Raw genomic sequence first — 19,426 nt, 5'->3', positions numbered from 1 at the left:
ACTTAATATAAGAAAAGTAGTAGCTCAACGAGCTAACTATAGTCAAAATAATAGTAAAAAAGGCAATTTCTGTATTATTACAATAGAAATTGCCTTATTCTCTCTAATCAAAGATCTTTATGTCCCAGCCTCTTTCTCTCTGGTCAAAGACCTTTATGTCCCAGCCCATCGTCTTTATATTTAATTAACTTAACTCCCGTAAAGAGATAGAATGGCACCTTTGTTGGTTGATAATAAACCGCAGTATTTACTTTAAAAGTCACTGTTTTACAGTCCTTGAAGTAGTAAGCTAAATGAGTGTCTTTTAAAACCATTTTCGTTATAATGCCATAATGATTAATAAAAGTAAAGATAATCGTCACAGGCTAGAGGTAAGGAAGACGTCTGTGAGATATTCTTAGTAAGGAGTAACTCATGACATTTAAGGCTAAAATTATAATGATTCTCACCATGTTATTAGGTGGGTTCTTCGGTTTGTTAAATGAAACATTGCTTACAACAGCATTACCGAGTATTATGCGCGCATTTAATATTGACTATACACAAGTCCAATGGCTTACTACCGCTTTTTTACTAGCTAATGGAGTGGTCATCCCTCTGTCAGCAATGATCATCCAACGGTACACAACTCGCCAAGTGTTCTTAGCGGCAATTATCATATTCCTAATAGGTACACTGGTTGCTGGATTTAGCACAACCTTTAATGTGCTGCTTATAGCACGTATTATTCAAGCGCTGGGATCAGGTATTATGATGCCGCTAATGATGACGACGATGTTAGACATCTTTGAGCCTCATGAAAGGGCGAAGTACATGGGTATCTTTGGATTAGTTATTATGTTAGCACCTGCAATTGGTCCGACATTGTCAGGTTATTTAGTCGAATACTTTAGTTGGCGTTCACTCTTTCAAGTGGTAGCACCGATCGCTGCGATAACATTTCTCGTAGCATTGAAGTTTGTAAAGAATGTAGGTACAACTAAAAAGGTGCCTATTGATGTGATATCGATATTACTTTCTACCTTTGGGTTTGGAGGATTGCTCTATGGTACAAGTTCAATCTCGCGTGATGGATGGAGCGATCCAATTGTGTTAACTACAATTATTGGTGGCGTTTTACTCATCGCACTATTTGTAGTGAGACAAACACGTTTAGAAGCACCGTTATTAAATTTTAGTGTTTTTAAAAATCCTCAGTTCGCTATAGGGATTCTTATAATGGCCTTTACGATGATCTCAATGATCGGTTCAGAGACAGTCTTACCGATGTTCGTTCAAAATATCATGGATAAACCTGCTTCTGAATCAGGCTTAATTCTTTTACCTGGTGCATTAGTTATGGGTGTGATGTCCATAATAGGGGGACCGTTATTTGAGAAATTTGGAGCAAAAAGACTTGCGCTTACCGGAATGATTATCGTGATTATCACGACTTCCTATTTTGTGATTATGGATGGTAAGAGCCCTGTTGCCATACTTACCATAGTGTATGCTATAAGAATGGTTGGTTTAGCGTTAGGATTAATGCCTATAATGACTCATATTCTGAACCAATTGACACCGGAACTCAACGCCCATGGTTCATCCATGTTGAATACCGTTCAGCAAATCTCCGCATCGATCGGTACGGCGGTGTTAATTACTTTAATGTCTCATATTGCTAAGAACTTTAAACCACATATGGGTGATTATCATGGTATGGATAAGAAAGCAATGGCCATTCAAATTAAACAAGATGCTTTATTAAGTGGCTATCACGGGGCATTTTGGTTCGCTGTGATCATTTCATGTATCAGCTTTATATTAGTATTTATGTTAACGAGTAAAAAGAAAGCAGAACAAGATGCGCAGCTTGACATGCAACGTGGAGAATAGCAATTTCACGAGGTACGCATGATTTAGCATGCTAGTTGGTGTGATAAGATGTAAGTGATGTAATGTTGTGAATGTTGAATTTCAATGAATTTAAGATGATGCTCTATGATAAACCGTGTTAACTTCTTTAGGAGGGGCGTGAAGACGAAAGCAGTTAAATTCTGTCACGCATCCAATGAGGCTGGGATATAAAGGTCTTTGACTAGAGAGAAAGAGGCTGGGACAAAATGTAATGTCTCAGCCTCTTCAACATTTCGGCAGTAGATGACTGATTTGAAAACGCGCTTGTATCAAGCTTTTTTCAATTCTAGTCATCCTTGCCGGGGCGGGACTACGAAATCTTTTTATTCAAATTAGATTTCTGTCCCGCTCCCGAATCGTGAGCGTTTCTGTCGCAAACCCTGCTTTTGGGATACCATTTATCGGTTCCCCAGAGCACAGAAGCTTGATGTCTCTATCTCCTTAGCGTTTTTTATGTTTCAACGTCCGTCATGCTCTAGCCTAATTATTATATTTTACCGGTTAATTTGCCAATTCTAAATACAGCTGGTTTAATCACTTTTATAAAGTCTCCGATATAATTCTCTACATGCGCGTTAAATCCTTTTTTGAATTGTTGAACGCCGTAATCTTCAGCATTCTCACTAAAATCACCGCTAACCCCATAGAAGTTATAGCGATCGATTCCTAGATTTTTAGCATATTTGATCATCTCCCATTGTAGGGCATAGGCGCCCATATATGGGTTATATGCAGGGTTGGAACCACTGGATAAATAATACATTTCATGATTATTGTAAATGTACACAGCTGAAGCTAGATCTAATTCTTCGCCATCGGATTCTATCTGAGCTTGAGTTTCATTGATTTTACGCTTCGTGCTATTGATCTGTTGATCAAGTTGTTGTGCTTTCGTCTTTTGTTTTTTAGAGTTAGCATTTTCTTTTAATTTGTCCTGAACATCTTGGTATTGTGTCTCTAAGTTTTGTAACTTTGTTTCAAGCTTTGTTTTATAGTCTGTTAAGTTAATGTAAGCTAGTTGGAGAAGAATGCGACCTTCGTAAGCTTTCTGTAAACGGCGATAGTAATCTTCATCGCGGAAAGAAAAGTTATGTTTTTCTTCAGCCATTTGAACTAATTCATAAAATTTAGGTGTTTCTTCCGAAGAGAGGGTGCGAATTTTAACGCCCATCTCTTCAGTTTTTTTGATATTGCGCCGTGTTTGATAATCCATCTCTTTTAACAGCTGCTTTTCTGATTTATCTTTAAGGTTAAGTACTGATAACCACGGAATTTGACTGATTTTAGTGAAGCCAATCGTCATACCTTGATGGCGATAACCTAATTTCTCTAGTTTTTCTTTGAGAATGCGATTATCATATGACTGTATGATATCACCATCAGCAGTATGGACATGTTCAATTATGTAAGGGTCTACACGCACGTAGAGACAGTTATGCTTCTCTAGATAAGCTGTCAGATTTTTAAAGAAAAACTCTACCAGTTCTATATTATTATAGTCCATCACAGGACCTCGTTGACTATAAAAATATTTAAAGAATTTTAACGCACGTGCTTCAGAAAATAAGCTCGCAGCAACGACATTCCCCTTATTATCTTTGACGCCCAGAAGATGAGCTGCGCCACTCTTCTCCAAAAGATCGTAATAATTTTTAGATGTTTGAGTGAAATGCGAGTAATGTGTTTCAGTATAGTCATCAAATTCCCTAGGTGTAAGAGTTACAAATTTCATAATAATCCCCCAAGTATAGAATTACAGATTGTTAGTTAAATAATGTTTCATAAGAGTAGTGTAACAAAATAAATTATATTTGACATGCAATGTTACAATTCTATTGTTAATTGAGCGTTAAGTGTTCTCTACAAATATCTTAAAATAGTAAATTTAATAAAGAAAATTTAAGTAATTGTTAAAGGGGGTAGAAAACGGACAAAAGTATTGGCGAAATCGCTTGTTATCAATTATCATTACGTTACAAGGTATTAAATAATTAGGAGAGATAGATGTGAAGAGATTGGGCCTCACTATAGTTGCACTAACTTTAATACTTGCAGCTTGTAGTAGTGATAAATATACAAATAGCATTGATAAGGCTATTGATAAACAACAAATCTATCAACAGAAGTTAGCTAAGAGTGAAAAAGGTGACGTTGATAAGAAATTTGATAAAAACAAAGCGAATATATACGTGTATGAAAAAGGTAAATACGTAGTGCTTGCATATAAACCATTAAAAGATGATGATGAGGTACATCATTATGCATATCGAATTAAAAATAACAAAGCACACTATTTAAGTGGATTTAATGTCAAAGGTTTTATGAACAATCATAAAGAAAGTTATAAAGAAGAGAATTTAGGAAGCGATGATGAGTCATAATCTAGAAAGGTGAGCTAATGAACAAGTACATTAACATTATGAGCATCATTTGTTGCGTTATCCTTCTAGTTAGCTGTGCTAAGGAAAACGAACATCAGAGTAAAGTATATGAACCACAATCTGGAAAGGTTAAAGTTGTAGAATATGGTGATCTTAAGTGTTCTTATTGTAAAAAGTTGGATGAGAAGGTTATGCCTAAGCTTCAATCTAAATATTTAAGTAGTAAAGACGTTGAATATCAATTTGTAAATATGGCATTTCTCGATAAAGATTCTCTCGTCGGATCTCGTGCAGAACATGCGGTCAAATTAATAGCACCAAAGCAACATTTGAAATTTATTCATCGTCTTTATCAACAACAACCTAAGGATGGTGGGCATTGGTTAACTCATAAATTAATAGATAAAGAAATAAGCCGATTAGACATCTCTACAACTAAGAAAAAAGAAATTAAAAAAGCGTACAAGAACAGAAACTCACAAGCATGGAAAGATGCTAAGAAAGATCAAGAACGCTATAAAAAGGAAAATATTAAACAGGCTCCAACTGTATTTATTAATGGTAAAAAAGTAGATGATCCTTATGATTTCAATAGTTATGAACAACAAATAGATAAAATAATAAGTAAATAATTAGCAGTAACGGGACAGTGTTCGAGAGAGAGTTAAGATTGGAGCTGTTCCGTTTTATTTAATAGCCAAAAAGCTGTAGCTTAATTCAGATAGAAGTCGCCTATCTTCTATAGAAGGGTGATGAATGCTGTGCGGTATGAGGGTTACTGTTGGAACTCGAGGTAAGGCTTATCGTCTTTTTAATTTGTTCTATGTTATACACAGTCTATAAGAGAAACGCGTTGATATAACATGGAACTAGATACTAATAATCATTCAGCATTTCTTGTCTATTATCATCTTGTGCTGGTTACTCAATATCGTAGACAAGTGATTGATGATGAAATTTCTGAATTTATTAATATAACTTTTGTGAGAATAGCAGCGTCTTATCATACGACTCTAGTTGCGTGGCATTATGATAAAGACCATGTTCATATTATATTCAAAGCACAACCCAAAACAGAATTGACAATGCCTATAAAAGTGCCAGAGGTTGAGACACCGTTCATCGGTTTCCCGGAGCACAAAATCTTACTGTCTCAACCTCCTAGATTTCTTGATCTCTAGACATCAGACTAAGTGCTGGCCTATATCTTTACTTTAAATTGAGAAACGACGAGAGGAACAAGAGGGGATTAGAAATCACATTACTCCCGTTATTCTAGCTTGTGAGCTGAATACCATTCTACAAGCTATTTACAAACCTATTAACGATTCAATTATCTACTGCACAGTTATTTCAATTGTCTTGATTAACTAGATAATAGTAAAAATATTTAACTCTCTTTCTCAAAATTATTTCTTTGTAGTTTTATTTATTTTTAGTCACATAATTTTTAAGTAATGGTCCAAATGTCAAGGCTACCCAAATCATAATAGTAATAATTAATGAAATGTAAAGGTACTTCTGACTTGTGGTATCTCCTGTTAAAATTAGGCCGATAATTTCTGGTAGAGAAACAATAACTAGAGTGAGTGCTTGGAACTTCTGTTTGATCAACACGAAGAACAGACTAATAATAACTAATGAGAGTAGGCCTAAAACAATCGTCGTCGTGGCGCTAGGATGCCAAAATACTATTAACGGAAAGTGCTTTTCTAAATAGTTCATCGCTAGAAAGCTGAGAAAAGTTAAAGCGAAACTTATTCCGAAAATGACATAGCTTCTCTTAGATTCACCATAGTGCACTAATGTTATACGGAGCAACCACACAATGAAGATAAATGCGAGGATAAACTCAACTAGTTCTATGATGAGCATTAGATTTAGTGTGAATGTACCGTCTAACATTTTAGGTATAGTAAAAATGCTGATAAGTAAAATTAATATACAACCTAGAAATTTATAAATTCCTTTAAATAAGTGCATTTGTTTTGCGAATTGATCTGCGTACTTTTGCACAGGTGTTTGTAATATATCTTCGTTGCTTTCACCGTTAGCTTCTGCTGTTGCGAAGTGATCACGCAATTCATCTGTGATTTCGGTTATTTCTTGCTCTTCTCGACCTCTAAACATCAATTCAATGCGCAAGCGTGTGAGATAATCTTCACTGCGCTGAGTCATCAATATCTACACTCCTCATTAAATTATTCATCCCTTGATTTAAATATTGCCATTTTACTTTGAATTGCTCTAATTCCGCTAGTCCAAGATCTGTGATGGAGTAATATTTCCTTTTAGGCCCGCCATTATCAGATTTCTTAGTTAACGATGAAACATACCCCTTTTTACTTAAACGCAGTAATACAGGATAAATACTACCGTCACTAATTTCAGGAAACTGTTGAGCCTTTAACTTATCGAGTATTTCATAACCATACGTTTCGCCTTGGCTGATCAGACCAAGGATAGCCCCGTCCAACAGGCCTTTCATCATTTGATGTGAGATAGACATGTCTTGCCTCCTTCAGATAGCGAGTAAGTGGGATAGTTAATCTGAGCTCAGAGGTACTTTACTTCAACTATCTTATAATAAAAGATAGTAAACTCTACACGCCCTGTCAACTATATTACAATAAAAGATAGTAAATTTTACTTATATTGCTGAGGTTGAGACATAGGGTTTCTGTCTTCTTGGCAACCGATGAACGGCGTCACAAATACAGTATTGTCGACAGAAGTAGTCACGATTCGGAAGCTGGACAGAAATCTAATTTGTATAAAAAGATTTCGTAGTCCCGCCCCGGCAAGGATGACTAGAATTGAAAAAAGCTTGATACAAGCGCGTTTTCAAATCAGCCATCTACTGCCGAAATGTTGAAGGGAGCGGGACATTACATTATGTTCCAGTTTCTCTGTGTTGGGGCCCACCCCAACTTGCATAGCTTGTGGAAACTGTTTTACCAGTTTCTCTGTGTTGGGGCCCCCTGCTCAAACTCTAAACGCTTTTGTCCCGACCTCTAAAAAGTGAGATGACTGAAATATGTTAGAAAGGGAAAGGCCAAAAGTAGTCTTTTTTAAATAAAAACCAGTTAGGGGGCAAAACTATGGGAATTGAAGTAAATCGAAATAAAATCATTTATAAGAGAAATTTTAAAGCAAGTCCTGAAGAAATTTATCGTGCTTATACCAACAAAGATTTATTTGAACAATGGTTTCATCCTAAAGGTGGAACGACTAAAGTTTATCGATATGAAGTACAAGAGGGAGGAGAAGGGTTCTTCTCAATAGAGACGCCACAAGGTAAAAGTTACACTTTAACGAGATATAAAGAAATACACCGTCCAACCTTCCTCGCATATGAAGATTATTTTGCAGATGAACGGGGGAAGATCAACAAGGAAGTTCCTGGTATGTACAATACGGTAAGACTTAATGATATTGGACAAGGTGTTACAGAATTAGTCGCAACTTCCGAATTATCCAGTGCTGAAATGGTTCAACAAATGATAGATATGGAATTAGAAGCTGGGATGGATAGTACATTCGATAATTTAGAAGAACTGTTGCAAAAGTCATAATTTAGTTAAATTTGTATCGTGTAAAGCATACTTCAATAGAGGTGAAAAGTGTATAATAAGTGTGAAAAGAGGTGAATGACTTGACTAAGCGTTACATCAAAGTATTAGTACTCTATATAATTAGTACGTTCTTTCCAACACTTGTAACTTGTAAACTAGATACTAAACCTTTGTTGAGATGGCTGCTTGTCACCTCGTTGGGGTATGTTATCTTCGCTTATGGACTATATTTGTTATCTAAATTGAATGAACAGAATATTGATTCAGGTAGTTAACATTCTCTTTTTTGCAGTGCCAAGGCAAATTGATGACTGTGATGTTAATAGCTTAATCATAAGACAGGGCTTGTAGGGCGCCCTGTCTTTTTATATTATAAGTGATCTATTTAAGTCTTATGAATTGACTCTCAAGTAAGGTCGTCTTAAGGTTAGCGATAAGTAGTTCAAGTTGAAATAGAAGAGGTGTAGTAATGACGACATTAAATATTAGAGTAGCAGTTGAAGAGGATGTAGAGGAACTTTATTACATAATGCATCAGGCCTTCACACCGTTAAGAGAGTTAGGCATTAATTGGCCTTCTGTAAACGCTGATCGCAGCATGATTAGAGACAATCTGTGTAACACGACGATGTTCGTACTTGAAGATGAAGAGAAAATCCTGTCGACAATCTCAGTACGTTACCCGTGGGAGGCACGTAAAAGTGTAGCCACTTACCCATTTGTTTGGTGGTTTGCGACGCGACCGGAGTGCGAGGGCAAAGGCTATGGAAGTTATCTACTCAAATACGTTGAGGAGACTTTCTTGCGGGACACATTGAAAGTACCAGCAGTAACATTAGGTACGTCAGGACGGTTGCATCCCTGGCTTTTGAACATCTATAAACGAAGAGGTTATAAAGTTTATAAAGAACGGGAGACGAAAGAGGGGGATCTAGGTATCTTAATGTATAAAACTTTGATCCCAGAACAATTTGATGAAAATAATTTACAGAGACCTACAAGCTAATAATGGTAAGGGAAACCTGATAATCATTTTAAAAAGTTACAATGCGCAATGACCCGTCGTTTATTCTATTAAAATAGTGAGGAGAGTGTTTGTGGCATGGCGATGAATATTATTGTTGTACATGGCATGAGAAAAGGAACATTAAATGAAGATTTGAATCGGTTTATTGATACTTTATTACAAGGCGAAAGTTATCACTACGAAGTTACGTTTTTAGAGAGTGATACTAATAATCCTTACATCAAACTGGATCGTTTCATCAAAGAAGGGCATAAAGATTTTAATATCATTCCATTTATGATTTTTTCAGGAGCACATCTATTAGATGATATGCCTGCGATAGTCAATCACTTCCAAGAAAAATACCAAGATGTAACGTTTGAAGTTTGTGATCCCTTAGGCCTACATCCGTTAATGGTGGACATCGTAACTGATAAAGCTCAATCTTATCTCAGTGAGGGGGATTATGAATCTGTCATTCTCTATGTTCACGGTAGCACGAAATATCGTAAACCGGAAGAACAGTTGAAAGCATTTGCTGAACAATTGTCGCTGCCAGTACCTATTCATGTACTCACATTGTATGGTTCAATTTCATATAAAGATTATTTAGAAGATGTCGTGAAAGGTCAACAGAACGTTCTTTTTCTACCTATCTTCTTCTATGATGGCTACCTCGTCAACACGACGAAAAAGAGAATAAGTAAAATGGAATTGGAGTGCAATATCGATTTTACAACCAGTATTAACTTCGATTCGAGATTAAAAGATATTATTAACGATAGAATATATGGTTCTTCATAGACCGGTGTGTTAATCATTTAAAATCTATCCATTTTAAAACTTTACTTATTTTAATTTAACTCACTTCAGTTAGTGGTTTGCGCTTTTTTCTGTGTGCTAGGGAAAGGATGGAGTGACAGAAAAGTAGGGGGAATAATATTAGGATGAAGGGTTTTGACCTTAACCATTTAATTCGTTAACTACACCTTTTTTTAAAGAAGTCAAACGTGAGAATAATGGGTCATTATTTCATTAACAATACCACTAAAGTTGCTATTATCACTTAAGCTATTTGGATAGAAGAGAATGGGATCAAATGGATGTTTACAACGTGAGAGAGGCTGGGACGAAATGTAATGTCTCAGACTATCTCAGCATCTCGGCAGTAGATGACTGGTTTGAAAACGCGCTTGTATCAAGCTTTTTTCAATTCTAGTCATCTTTGCCGGGGCGGGACTCCGAAATCTTTTTATTCAAATTAGATTTCTGTCCAGCTCCCAAATCGTAAATGCTTTGGGCTCGTACTTGAGTAATAAAAAAATAGCGAAGGTACTCTAGGTAGAGCGCCTTCGCTTTAACATATCGTAATTTAGGAATCAATTTGAAAGGAGGAGGGAAATTTAATCTATTTGAATATTTGTATTTGAATTGTCTTCTTTGTCTTTTTTCGGCAGCGTTATATTTAATATGCCGTTGTCATAAGAAGCTTTAATGCCATCTTCTTGAATATTATCGAATGACAATTGACGCTTAACATCATTTACACTGCGCTCACGATGAATGACGCGTCCGTTCGTATCTTCTTCACTATTTTCCACTGATTGTTTACCTTCTATAGTGAGCACATTATTTTCAAAGTTTAAACTAATATTTTCTTTACTCATACCTGGAAGTTCAGCTTCTACGAGGTAACTATCTTCTAATTCTTTAACATCTGTAGTGATACCCCCAGTTGATGGGAACTGATCAAAGAATTGGCGACCTACATCTCTAAAGAAGTCACTTGGATCTGTGTTGAAAAATGAATTGTTAAAAGGTCTCATATCAAAGCCCATAATCAATCTCTCCTTAGTCATTAAATTAGGTTCTTTATTTTATATTAAAAGGGTAGAAACCCTTGGATAATTAGTCAATTGATATATTTGTCTTAGATTCTTGCTTAGGTAAAGTAACTTTGAGTAAGCCGTTGTTAAACTGTGCTGTAATGTCGTTACAATTTACATTTTTAAAGATGAACTGTCTATTCATATCTGTCTTATGACGTTCTTTAATGTGATAGGTAGCATTCTCATCATCACTTTCCTGATGTGAAGCATTAAGAGTAAGGATATTATCCTCGTATTTAATATCAATGTCTTCCTTGTTTAATCCTGGTAATTCTGCTATAACAATGTAACTTTCATCAGTTTCATGTACGTCTGCAGTTATAGTCTTTGGAAATAAGTGGTTGAATAATTCTGTTGAAAGGTCTGTTCTGTTCTTTTGTTCCATCATTAATCATCACCTCTTCTTTAACCTTACAGTTACATTATATACTTAAGGTCAAAGAAAGTCAACATCAAAATTTAACTTTAGTTGACTATTTCTAACAGACTAATACCACTGCATTTTTAACTAAGCGGTCTCGTGAAGTTATTTGAATAACGACTATTTTGTTACAAATAATGATTAATACTTTATCTTGAATAGTACATCGTTCATAATGTTAAATGACATAACTATAGGCGTAGCGCTTAGAACTTAAATAGAGGTTTGATTAAAGGAGTTCAATCATGAAGATATTTCTCAAAATACTAGGGTTACTAGTTCTATCACTTATTATTGCTATTGTCTTCTTCTTCTCTCTACGGACTTATCAAGGACATAAGAATATTGAACTAGTGGATAAATATTTACAAGAACATCATCTGAAAGATAAAGTTCAACATGAGAAGACATTGTATAGTGGCAAAAAGGGGTTATATTATAAAGAAGTGAAATTTAAAGATGACCCTGAAAAGACGTATGTAGTTCAGCCAGTTGCTACTTATAAGGGTATAGTAATCCAAGGCTTTGACAGTGAAACGAAAAAGACAGATAAACATGCAAAACATCATAAGTTCGATCCTGATTATAAACCTAAATCGTAAAGTGAGAACGAGAGGGTAACATAAATAATTTTAAAGTACTAGGGGTTTGGAACATAAAGCTTTTGTGCTCTGGGAAACCAATTAACGGCGTCCCAAAAGCAGGATTTTCGCCAGAAACGCTTTTGTCCCGACCTCCTAGTACTTTTTTATCTTCAGATGGAAAATCTACTTTACTTAAAATTATCGCAATAATTATAATATTCTTAATATAGCAAGAGGAGGGGTAGTGATGAGTAAATCGCGTACGTGGGGGATGATACTTGTGATAGCAGGTGCGACTTTATGGGGTGTGGGAGGTACAATGTCTCAGTATCTTTTTCAATATGAACGTCTTCCTGTAGGATGGTACGTTTCAGTGAGATTGTTAGTATCAGGGATCTTATTGTTAGGCATATCAGCTATAACACAAGGTAAAGCGATTATTGGTATATGGAGCAATAAATACTCCGCATTGCAAATAGTCATTTATGCGGTGTTCGGAATGCTTGCAGTACAGTATACCTTCATGGCATCAATCCATTACGGTAATGTGACTGTAGCTACGTTATTACAATATTTAGGGCTGATCATCATTATGATCTATCTCGTAGTGAGTAAACAAATACGGTTTCAACTAAAGGAATTAATCGCTGTTATTCTAGCGTTATCCGGTTCTTATTTATTGCTGACAAATGGTTCAACCAATAAACTATCCATATCGTGGCTAGCAATAATATGGGGATTGGCTTCCTCAGTGGCTTTAGCCTTCTATACGGTATATCCCGTTAAATTACTTGCTAGGTGGGGCGCGGTTAATGTAGTTGGTTGGGCGATGTTTATCGGAGGAGTCTTCCTTTCGGTCATATATCATCCATGGGAAGTGGATATATCGCTATGGTCTCCTAAAGTATACATATTTTTAATAGTGACGATTATTTTCGGTACGATGTTAGCATTCTGGCTCTACATTGAAAGCTTGAATTATCTTTCTCCTCAAGAAACGAGTTTATTTGGCACCATTGAGCCTCTGACAGCTCTCATAGTTTCAGTTATTTGGTTAGGAGATACTTTTGGAAGATGGCAAATCGTAGGTGTAAGTATAATTATCTTTATGGTGTGCTTTATTTCTTTATATAGCAACAAAGATGTTACTTAAATATTACTTGACGTGTTTAGTCTTTACATAATGAGCTGAGGCAGCAGATTAACATTGATTTTAATGACGTCATGTTAGTTCATAGCGCTGTCATTGTATATCTACTATATTAGGTTGTTGCTTTATCTCTTCATAAGTGTTTATAAACTATGAGCTGAGGTCGGGACACAAGTATTTAGGATGTGAGCGGGGCCCCAACAAAGAGGAACTGGGACATAATGTAATGTCCCAGACCCTTTCAGCATCTTGGCAGTAGATGACTGATTTGAAAATGCGCTTGTATCAAGCTTTTTTCAATTCTAGTCATCCTTGCCGGAGCGGGACTACGAAATCTTTTTATTCAAATTAGATTTCTGTCCCGCTCCCAACAAGCACAGCGAGTTGGGGTGGGCTCCAACAAAGAGAAACTGGGACATAATGTAATGTCTCAACCGCTTTCAGCATCTTGGCAGTAGATGACTGATTTGAAAATGCGCTTGTATCAAGCTTTTTTCAATTCTAGTCATCCTTGCCGGGGCGGGACTACGAAATCTTTTTGTTCAAATTAGATTTCTGTCCCGCTCCCTTTTGGAACGCCGTTAACCGGTTTCCCAGAGCACAAAAGCTTTGCGACCCAAACACAACATTTGTAGCTCATTAGCCAACAAAGAGAGGATAGTCGATATACACATTAATATGTTACTCAAATATGAAAATATAATATTATTTTACCTTTTAAGGAACTATAAACTCATATAATGTCTAAATACACTAACCTATTGAATTGCTTCTTTGGTATAATAAAGAAGTCTAAAAAAAGGGGGTCACAAACTTATGAAGATACTTAAAAAAGTCAGTCTACCTATGCAAGTAACTATTGCCCTTGTTCTCGGTATTGTTGTAGGCCTGTTACTTTACGGCCATACTGAGCTCGTTAATTATATCAAACCATTTGGAGACGTCTTCTTGAATCTAATTAAGATGATTGTTATTCCGGTGGTCTTCTGTTCGTTAGCGCTCTCAATCTCAAATATTGGAGAGTCTAAAAAGGTAGGGCGATACGGTTTCAAAACGATCGTATATTTCGAAATTATCACTACTATCGCTATCGCTTTAGGTGTCGTTCTCGCAAATATCTTTAAGCCTGGTGTAGGTCTCGATAAAGGCAAACTACCTAAAGGTGATATATCTACATATGAAACAAATGCAAAGCATGCAGAACAAGCTTCTTCATACGGTCATCACTTTATCGATACGCTCGTAAATATTATTCCTAAGAACTTATTTGAAGCTTTAACGGCAGGGGAGTTATTACCAATCATCTTCTTTGCTGTGTTCTTCGGAATGGCTCTTTCTGCGATTGGAGACAAAGCTGAACCAGTTAAGCGCTTCCTTGATGGTTCGTTAGAAGCTGTGTTTTGGATGATTAATAAGATATTGAAACTTGCTCCAATTGGTGTGTTTGCATTTATTTGTACGACAATTATGACATTTGGTACAGCTGCTCTCTTACCATTGCTTAAGTTGCTATTGTTAGTAGTGGGCGCAATGATCTTCTTCGTGGTTGTAGTCCTTGGTATTGTAGGTTGGATGTGTGGTATTAATATCTTCTCTATTATTAAGATATTAAAGAACGAATTGTTGTTAGCCTTCTCGACATCTAGCTCTGAATCAGTACTTCCAATCTTGATGCAGAAGATGGAGAGATTCGGTTCACCTAAAGATATAACATCATTCGTTATACCTATTGGTTATACATTTAATTTAGATGGCTCAGCACTTTACCAATCTATTGCCGCTATATTTGTCGCACAAATGTATGATATGCATTTAGGTATTGGTGAACAATTTATGCTTATTCTTACTTTAATGGTTGCATCCAAAGGTATGGCTGGTGTGCCAGGTGTATCTATCGTGGTACTCATTACGACATTCTCAGCCATGAACATTCCTGCAGAAGGCCTAGCTCTTATTATTGGTATTGATCGACTACTTGATATGGTTAGGACTTGCGTGAATGTAATAGGAAACTCTTTATCAACGGTAGTTATAGCTAAATCAGAAGGTGTATTTGATAAGGAAAAAGCAAAAGCTTATTTAAAAACATTTTAACTATAAGAAACCCCACAAATGATTAGAGCTAACAATCATTTGTGGGGCTATTTCATTTGGCTAAGTACACGAATGGTAGCTGACGAAATCTGAGTGCACCTATCATCGTAACGTCAGATAGATAGGTCAATCGAGGCCAGATATCGCTAGCTAATCGCTACATCACTCTCATCAAAATGTCATCTTACATACCTTTCATGTGCATGTCATGAATTTTCATCATGAGTTCATGAGGGACGTCATCGTGTTTAACGACTTTCATTTTATCAAATTTGTCGTCGCCTTCAGATTTTGAAAGTTTAACGAAATCACCTTTTTTAGGTGAAAAACCAGATTCGGAATGTAGTTTCACGTTCTTGGTAACTTTATGCGTTTTTGCATTTACCATTTTTTCAGCAGTATGATTATCTTTCATATAACCGTAATATATTTCTTTCTCTCCAGTCGTGAGCATGATGATTACTAATACGATCGAGACAATAATCATAATTGCACTTAATATTATAGCTAGGCCTTTACCTTTCACGGTCATTCTCCTTTATTAAAAGTCTAATCTCTTTATAACGAAATAACTTTTTTTATGCAACAATTTATATACTTTACTCACACTCTTTTTTAAGGGGATGTAACAAAATTGCCGCATTTATTAAATTTAAAGAATTAAATTAAGGTGTCGTTAAACTCATCTCATGTTCATCTGCTGGCAAGACACGGATATATTTAAGTTCATCTTCTTGTAAAGTTATAATTGACTCTTCGTTATTGGTAAGTTGACAGTGAGCGAGCTCAGCTTTAGGTATATTACTCAAACGCATATACCGCAATATCTCTTCATCCATTAGTGCATGTTGAAACTGCTTAGGTAGGGCATAATCAATTAGACCGTGTTGGCGATTAAGCGTCTGCGTAAAACGAAAATGTTCTGGCTGCTCTATACTTGAGAGGACAAAGCTTTGAATATTATTATTCTTTAATGGTTGATTCAAGGCATTAAAGAGTAACAGGTGAACCGTTGTCCCTTGGCGAGTGAGTAGATAGTTAGGATTTATATTTACTTTCTTATTAATAAATGGCTTTAAGAATTGGTACACGTGTGAGATGGGTTTTCGAATGCCATGTGCGCTAAGCAAAGCTACATCATCTTTCGTTTGACTATTAAGTTTAAAACCGATGCTAATGCCTTGTTGAAGAAGCTTAATCAGATAACTCAATATATCAGCGAGTCGCGCTTTAGACTGCGTTTCTTTATCTAAGAATTTGAGTTTAGATAAGTGAGCATGAACGATTTGATGGGCAGGTATGCCTGACCTCTCACTAAGCGTCGTCAAATGTTCTATGTTATTAGTATTTTGGTTAAAGGCCTTACTTTTCTCAGTAAGTAAGTTAATCGTTTCGCTATGATCTATACTAATAAAGTAATGATCGCACTCTAGGCGTTTAAGTTTATCAAATGCTCTTAATAATTCTTTTTCAGTATGAATGATACCTTCCATAGTTACAGCGAATTGAATATTAGGGAAACGTGTTTTCATCTTACGTAAATATGAAAGAATGGTATTGAAATGAAGAGCAGTAGTATCAAACAATAGCATCAGTTTGACTTGCTGGAAGTGATGATAGTGTGGTTTATAGGTAAAGAATTGCGTTACTAGTTTCTCGATAGAAGCCATCTCATATTGAGAGTGTAGTGTAATAACGAAACCAGTCCCTTTATTTAGAAGAGTATCTAAGTATTTAATCGTTATATTACAGGCACTTCCTGAATAGATGAGGTCCTCTGTTTCATTAATTACAATATATGGGTTAAAAAGAGTCGATAAATCTAAGTGATCGTCGTCGATCATGCTTTGATTTAACAAATCACTTAACCTATCAACATGAATAAAAGTCTTGAAGCTATGGGTAGTTTCAAAGTTTAATTGGGTGTCAAGGTGAATCGTAGTTTGACTATAAGCTACCGGTGTATCTTGTACTAATGTATGGAAATCCTCGTGATAATGATGAAAATTATTAGAAATAATATTAAAGGAAATTTCAATATTTGACTGATTATGCAGGCGAAATAATTTAGGTGTAAAGTGTAACCAATCTTTAAAGTGTCGTGTATAGATTGCAAGATTAGTATAGCCCCAGTTTCGTGCGATAGTAGTAGTAGACTCAGTCTTTGTCAGCAAATCAGGAAGTGAGAGGGCGATTTTCAAACTCGCATAATACTCTTTATAACTTATATTAAGATAGCGCTTAAATAATATAGAAATGTATGAAATCGATACGTAAAATTGATTAGAGATCTCACTAGCAGTCATGTTCTCATCTAAATGACTATCGACATACTTAATGATTTGGTTGAGCACACTATGATCAGTGATGACTCTAGGCAGATAATTAGACTCGCAGTGAACAAGGGTCTCTTTCTTTAATATGGAGACAATTTCTTCTAAGTACCGTTTGTTTGTCATGATTTGATCTTGCTGACCAGTCAGAATTTTAAGGACTAAGTGTTTTAAATAGTCATGGTTCTTCAGTAACGATTCGTCCAAATAGGCGTTCATAAAGGTAGGATAAACAGACAACATGTAACTTAAAGGTAAAGTCAATTCAACGATATCGTGAGCATAAGCTATGCTGTATATATCACCATGATTAATAATGATAGGCTCATACGTACTTACTTGTGCTTGTCCGTTGCGGTAACATTCGATTTCTCCTTTGAGGGGGAAGAATACTTTGATGTTATTAAGACATCGTGATGTTCCTGTTTGTAGCGAATCATAAAATTGCAATTGGATATTCATAAAAAGATGGCTCCTAAAATAGCTTTCTTAAAAATAAAACTAATTGAATAATACTTATTATATAACATTTTCCTGTGAAAATTAATACTTTATCTTTAAAATTTTATTTAGGTAGATATATTTTAAATGTAAATAAATTTTATGAATAATGAGAGTTACTTAACATTAGCAAGATTAAAAGGGGGAGGACTACAACATTTATGAGAATCTGACAACAGAGGGTCTGCAATGAAGAGGTGGTGAAGAGAATGTCGCGGTGCTAGACCATTGAGGAAGGCCACTGTGTCTAGTCTTGTAGAAGGAGATTAAAATTGGAGGAGTCTACTTTGATCTAAATCGAAAGGGCTTATAAATTCTTAACAGAAGGGCAATTTCCCATAAAAGTAAGGTAGGAAGAGGGCAGAACATAAGCGTTGAGAATCTATGCAGAATCGAACGATGAGCACAATTGTTGTCCAAATTTTGTCGCACCGTGAGCGCTTCTCTCGACAACCCTGCTTTCGGTACGCCGTTCATCGAGTTCTCAGAGCGCAGAAACTTTATATCTCATCTCTTAATAGATAGAGCAGTGTACTTTCAACGCTAGTCCTTGCAACTTTATGATATGTATGTACTATAAAGCTCCCAATAGAGTAGTCACCTATTCAATGTCTACTCTACTGAGAGCATCTGATTACACTGTTAGTCTGAGTTCAGAATTTCCGTTTCTTCCATAATAACGTACCCACTATAGTAACTAATAGTAATGAGACACCTATAATGGTTATCCATGACTTATAACTGTGATCATCAATTGGTAACGGCACGTTCATGCCAAAGAAACTAAATACAATGGTAGGTAAAGTGAGAAACACAGTAAATAATGTGAGAGTTTTCATTATATTATTTAATTCATTTGAAAGTAAGGATGAGTAAGAGGTCGTGATGCTTTCTAGTATTTTAGTATAGAGTTCTGTAGTTTCTATAGCTTGCTTATTCTCTATGACTAAATCTTCTAATAGCTCTTCATCATCTTCGTAACGGTGCATCGCTGGTAAACGGAATAGCTTCTTAATGATATTATCATTCCCTTTTAAAGCGGCGAGGAAATAGACTAAACTTTTTTCTACTTCCATTAAGTTATAAAGTTGCTTGTTAGTTACATTATCTTTTAAACGTTTCTCTATACGTAGACGAGATTTATTTAATAAACGGAGATTACGATTGTAATGATTGGCTATAGTCAATAAAATGTTAAGTGCGAATTGACTGCGATACTTAAGCGTGATATCAGAATCGATACGAGCATAGTTTTCAAGAAATTCGTTTTCTACATCACACACTGTAAATAAACGCTTATTTCCAATAATTATACCGAGCGGTTGTGTGATAAATGACAACACTTTGCGATTGGTGCTATTAACGACAGGTAAATCTATGATGATAAGAGAATAGCCAGAGTCTTCGTCGTAATCTATACGGGCACTTTCCTCTGAATCAAGGGGGTCTCTCAAGAAATCCTCAGGTATATCAAATTGCTCGATTAACTCCTCGACTTCCTCACGTTCAGGTTCAACGATGTTAATCCATTCTGCATAACGATCAAGTGTTGTTTCTGTGATTTCATTTGATGCTTGTTTGTATGCTGTGATCATA

The 19,426-nt window shown here is 35.8% G+C and carries 18 protein-coding genes and 2 pseudogenes; 12 read left to right on the top strand and 8 right to left on the bottom strand.

What is annotated here, in order from left to right; translation table 11 throughout:
- Together N9R04_RS01065 and N9R04_RS01060 are read left to right on the top strand one after the other, a co-directional pair.
- Positions 1-184 (top strand): annotated as a pseudogene (locus tag N9R04_RS01065) (IS5/IS1182 family transposase); the annotation flags it as partial.
- A 230-nt stretch (positions 185-414) separates the two neighbouring features.
- Positions 415-1,875: an MDR family MFS transporter gene (locus tag N9R04_RS01060; protein ID WP_262853705.1), complete on the top strand. Its 1,461-nt coding sequence runs from the start codon at positions 415-417 to the stop codon at positions 1,873-1,875.
- A 508-nt stretch (positions 1,876-2,383) separates the two neighbouring features.
- Here N9R04_RS01060 and N9R04_RS01055 read toward each other — a convergent pair.
- Entirely contained in the window at positions 2,384-3,628 is a 1,245-nt protein-coding gene (locus tag N9R04_RS01055; protein ID WP_262853703.1) for an aminoacyltransferase, read from the bottom strand.
- A 274-nt stretch (positions 3,629-3,902) separates the two neighbouring features.
- Between N9R04_RS01055 and N9R04_RS01050 the strand changes: the two genes are divergently transcribed.
- From N9R04_RS01050 to tnpA, 3 genes and pseudogenes are all read left to right on the top strand, one after another.
- Positions 3,903-4,277: a cystatin-like fold lipoprotein gene (locus N9R04_RS01050; protein ID WP_262853702.1), complete on the top strand. Its 375-nt coding sequence runs from the start codon at positions 3,903-3,905 to the stop codon at positions 4,275-4,277.
- A 17-nt stretch (positions 4,278-4,294) separates the two neighbouring features.
- Positions 4,295-4,909 (top strand): DsbA family protein, encoded by a 615-nt coding sequence (locus N9R04_RS01045; protein WP_262853700.1) that lies wholly within the window; start codon positions 4,295-4,297, stop codon positions 4,907-4,909.
- 231 nt (positions 4,910-5,140) lie between these two features.
- Positions 5,141-5,362: pseudogene (gene tnpA, locus N9R04_RS01040) on the top strand (IS200/IS605 family transposase); the annotation flags it as partial.
- A 340-nt stretch (positions 5,363-5,702) separates the two neighbouring features.
- Here tnpA and N9R04_RS01035 read toward each other — a convergent pair.
- Both N9R04_RS01035 and N9R04_RS01030 read right to left on the bottom strand, forming a co-directional pair.
- Positions 5,703-6,455, bottom strand: coding sequence for a hypothetical protein (locus tag N9R04_RS01035; RefSeq protein ID WP_262853698.1), 753 nt, complete (start codon positions 6,453-6,455; stop codon positions 5,703-5,705).
- The gene (locus N9R04_RS01030) at positions 6,439-6,786 is read right to left on the bottom strand and encodes a PadR family transcriptional regulator (RefSeq protein ID WP_262853696.1); all 348 of its coding nucleotides are present in this window, start codon (positions 6,784-6,786) and stop codon (positions 6,439-6,441) included. Before N9R04_RS01030 ends, N9R04_RS01035 begins: the two co-directional genes overlap by 17 nt.
- A gap of 592 nt (positions 6,787-7,378) precedes the next feature.
- Here N9R04_RS01030 and N9R04_RS01025 point away from each other — a divergent pair.
- From N9R04_RS01025 to N9R04_RS01010, 4 genes are all read left to right on the top strand, one after another.
- Positions 7,379-7,852: an SRPBCC family protein gene (locus tag N9R04_RS01025; protein ID WP_262853695.1), complete on the top strand. Its 474-nt coding sequence runs from the start codon at positions 7,379-7,381 to the stop codon at positions 7,850-7,852.
- A gap of 80 nt (positions 7,853-7,932) precedes the next feature.
- The gene (locus N9R04_RS01020) at positions 7,933-8,127 is read left to right on the top strand and encodes a hypothetical protein (RefSeq protein ID WP_262853694.1); all 195 of its coding nucleotides are present in this window, start codon (positions 7,933-7,935) and stop codon (positions 8,125-8,127) included.
- A 194-nt stretch (positions 8,128-8,321) separates the two neighbouring features.
- Positions 8,322-8,858, top strand: a complete 537-nt coding sequence (locus N9R04_RS01015; protein WP_262853693.1) for a GNAT family N-acetyltransferase — start codon at positions 8,322-8,324, stop codon at positions 8,856-8,858.
- A 96-nt stretch (positions 8,859-8,954) separates the two neighbouring features.
- Positions 8,955-9,662, top strand: a complete 708-nt coding sequence (locus N9R04_RS01010; RefSeq protein WP_262853692.1) for a sirohydrochlorin chelatase — start codon at positions 8,955-8,957, stop codon at positions 9,660-9,662.
- 599 nt (positions 9,663-10,261) lie between these two features.
- On the opposite strand, the gene N9R04_RS01005 is transcribed toward N9R04_RS01010, so the two are convergent.
- Both N9R04_RS01005 and N9R04_RS01000 read right to left on the bottom strand, forming a co-directional pair.
- Positions 10,262-10,696, bottom strand: a complete 435-nt coding sequence (locus N9R04_RS01005; RefSeq protein WP_262853691.1) for an Hsp20/alpha crystallin family protein — start codon at positions 10,694-10,696, stop codon at positions 10,262-10,264.
- Positions 10,697-10,766: 70 nt separating this feature from the next.
- Entirely contained in the window at positions 10,767-11,132 is a 366-nt protein-coding gene (locus tag N9R04_RS01000; protein ID WP_262853689.1) for an Hsp20 family protein, read from the bottom strand.
- Positions 11,133-11,413: 281 nt separating this feature from the next.
- Between N9R04_RS01000 and N9R04_RS00995 the strand changes: the two genes are divergently transcribed.
- From N9R04_RS00995 to N9R04_RS00985, 3 genes are all read left to right on the top strand, one after another.
- On the top strand, positions 11,414-11,770 hold the full coding sequence (locus N9R04_RS00995) for a DUF3139 domain-containing protein (protein WP_262853688.1): 357 nt from the start codon (positions 11,414-11,416) through the stop codon (positions 11,768-11,770).
- A 229-nt stretch (positions 11,771-11,999) separates the two neighbouring features.
- Entirely contained in the window at positions 12,000-12,905 is a 906-nt protein-coding gene (locus N9R04_RS00990; RefSeq protein ID WP_262853687.1) for an EamA family transporter, read from the top strand.
- Positions 12,906-13,718: 813 nt separating this feature from the next.
- Entirely contained in the window at positions 13,719-14,996 is a 1,278-nt protein-coding gene (locus N9R04_RS00985; RefSeq protein WP_262853686.1) for a cation:dicarboxylate symporter family transporter, read from the top strand.
- Between the two features lie 184 nt (positions 14,997-15,180).
- Here N9R04_RS00985 and N9R04_RS00980 read toward each other — a convergent pair whose 3' ends face one another.
- The 3 genes from N9R04_RS00980 to N9R04_RS00970 all read right to left on the bottom strand — a co-directional run bounded on the left by N9R04_RS00980 (position 15,181) and on the right by N9R04_RS00970 (position 19,425).
- The gene (locus N9R04_RS00980; protein ID WP_262853684.1) at positions 15,181-15,528 is read right to left on the bottom strand and encodes a DUF4889 domain-containing protein; all 348 of its coding nucleotides are present in this window, start codon (positions 15,526-15,528) and stop codon (positions 15,181-15,183) included.
- Positions 15,529-15,661: 133 nt separating this feature from the next.
- Complete coding sequence (gene rsp, locus N9R04_RS00975; RefSeq protein ID WP_262853682.1) at positions 15,662-17,791, bottom strand: AraC family transcriptional regulator Rsp; 2,130 nt, start codon at positions 17,789-17,791, stop codon at positions 15,662-15,664.
- 692 nt (positions 17,792-18,483) lie between these two features.
- Positions 18,484-19,425 (bottom strand): magnesium transporter CorA family protein, encoded by a 942-nt coding sequence (locus tag N9R04_RS00970; RefSeq protein WP_262853681.1) that lies wholly within the window; start codon positions 19,423-19,425, stop codon positions 18,484-18,486.
- Position 19,426: the final 1 nt, after the last annotated feature.

Origin of the sequence: Staphylococcus marylandisciuri (assembly GCF_025519785.1) — a bacterium.
Taxonomy (GTDB): domain Bacteria; phylum Bacillota; class Bacilli; order Staphylococcales; family Staphylococcaceae; genus Staphylococcus; species Staphylococcus marylandisciuri.
Note: the sequence above shows the minus strand (reverse complement) of the source record. Positions and strands in the feature narration are given on the sequence as shown.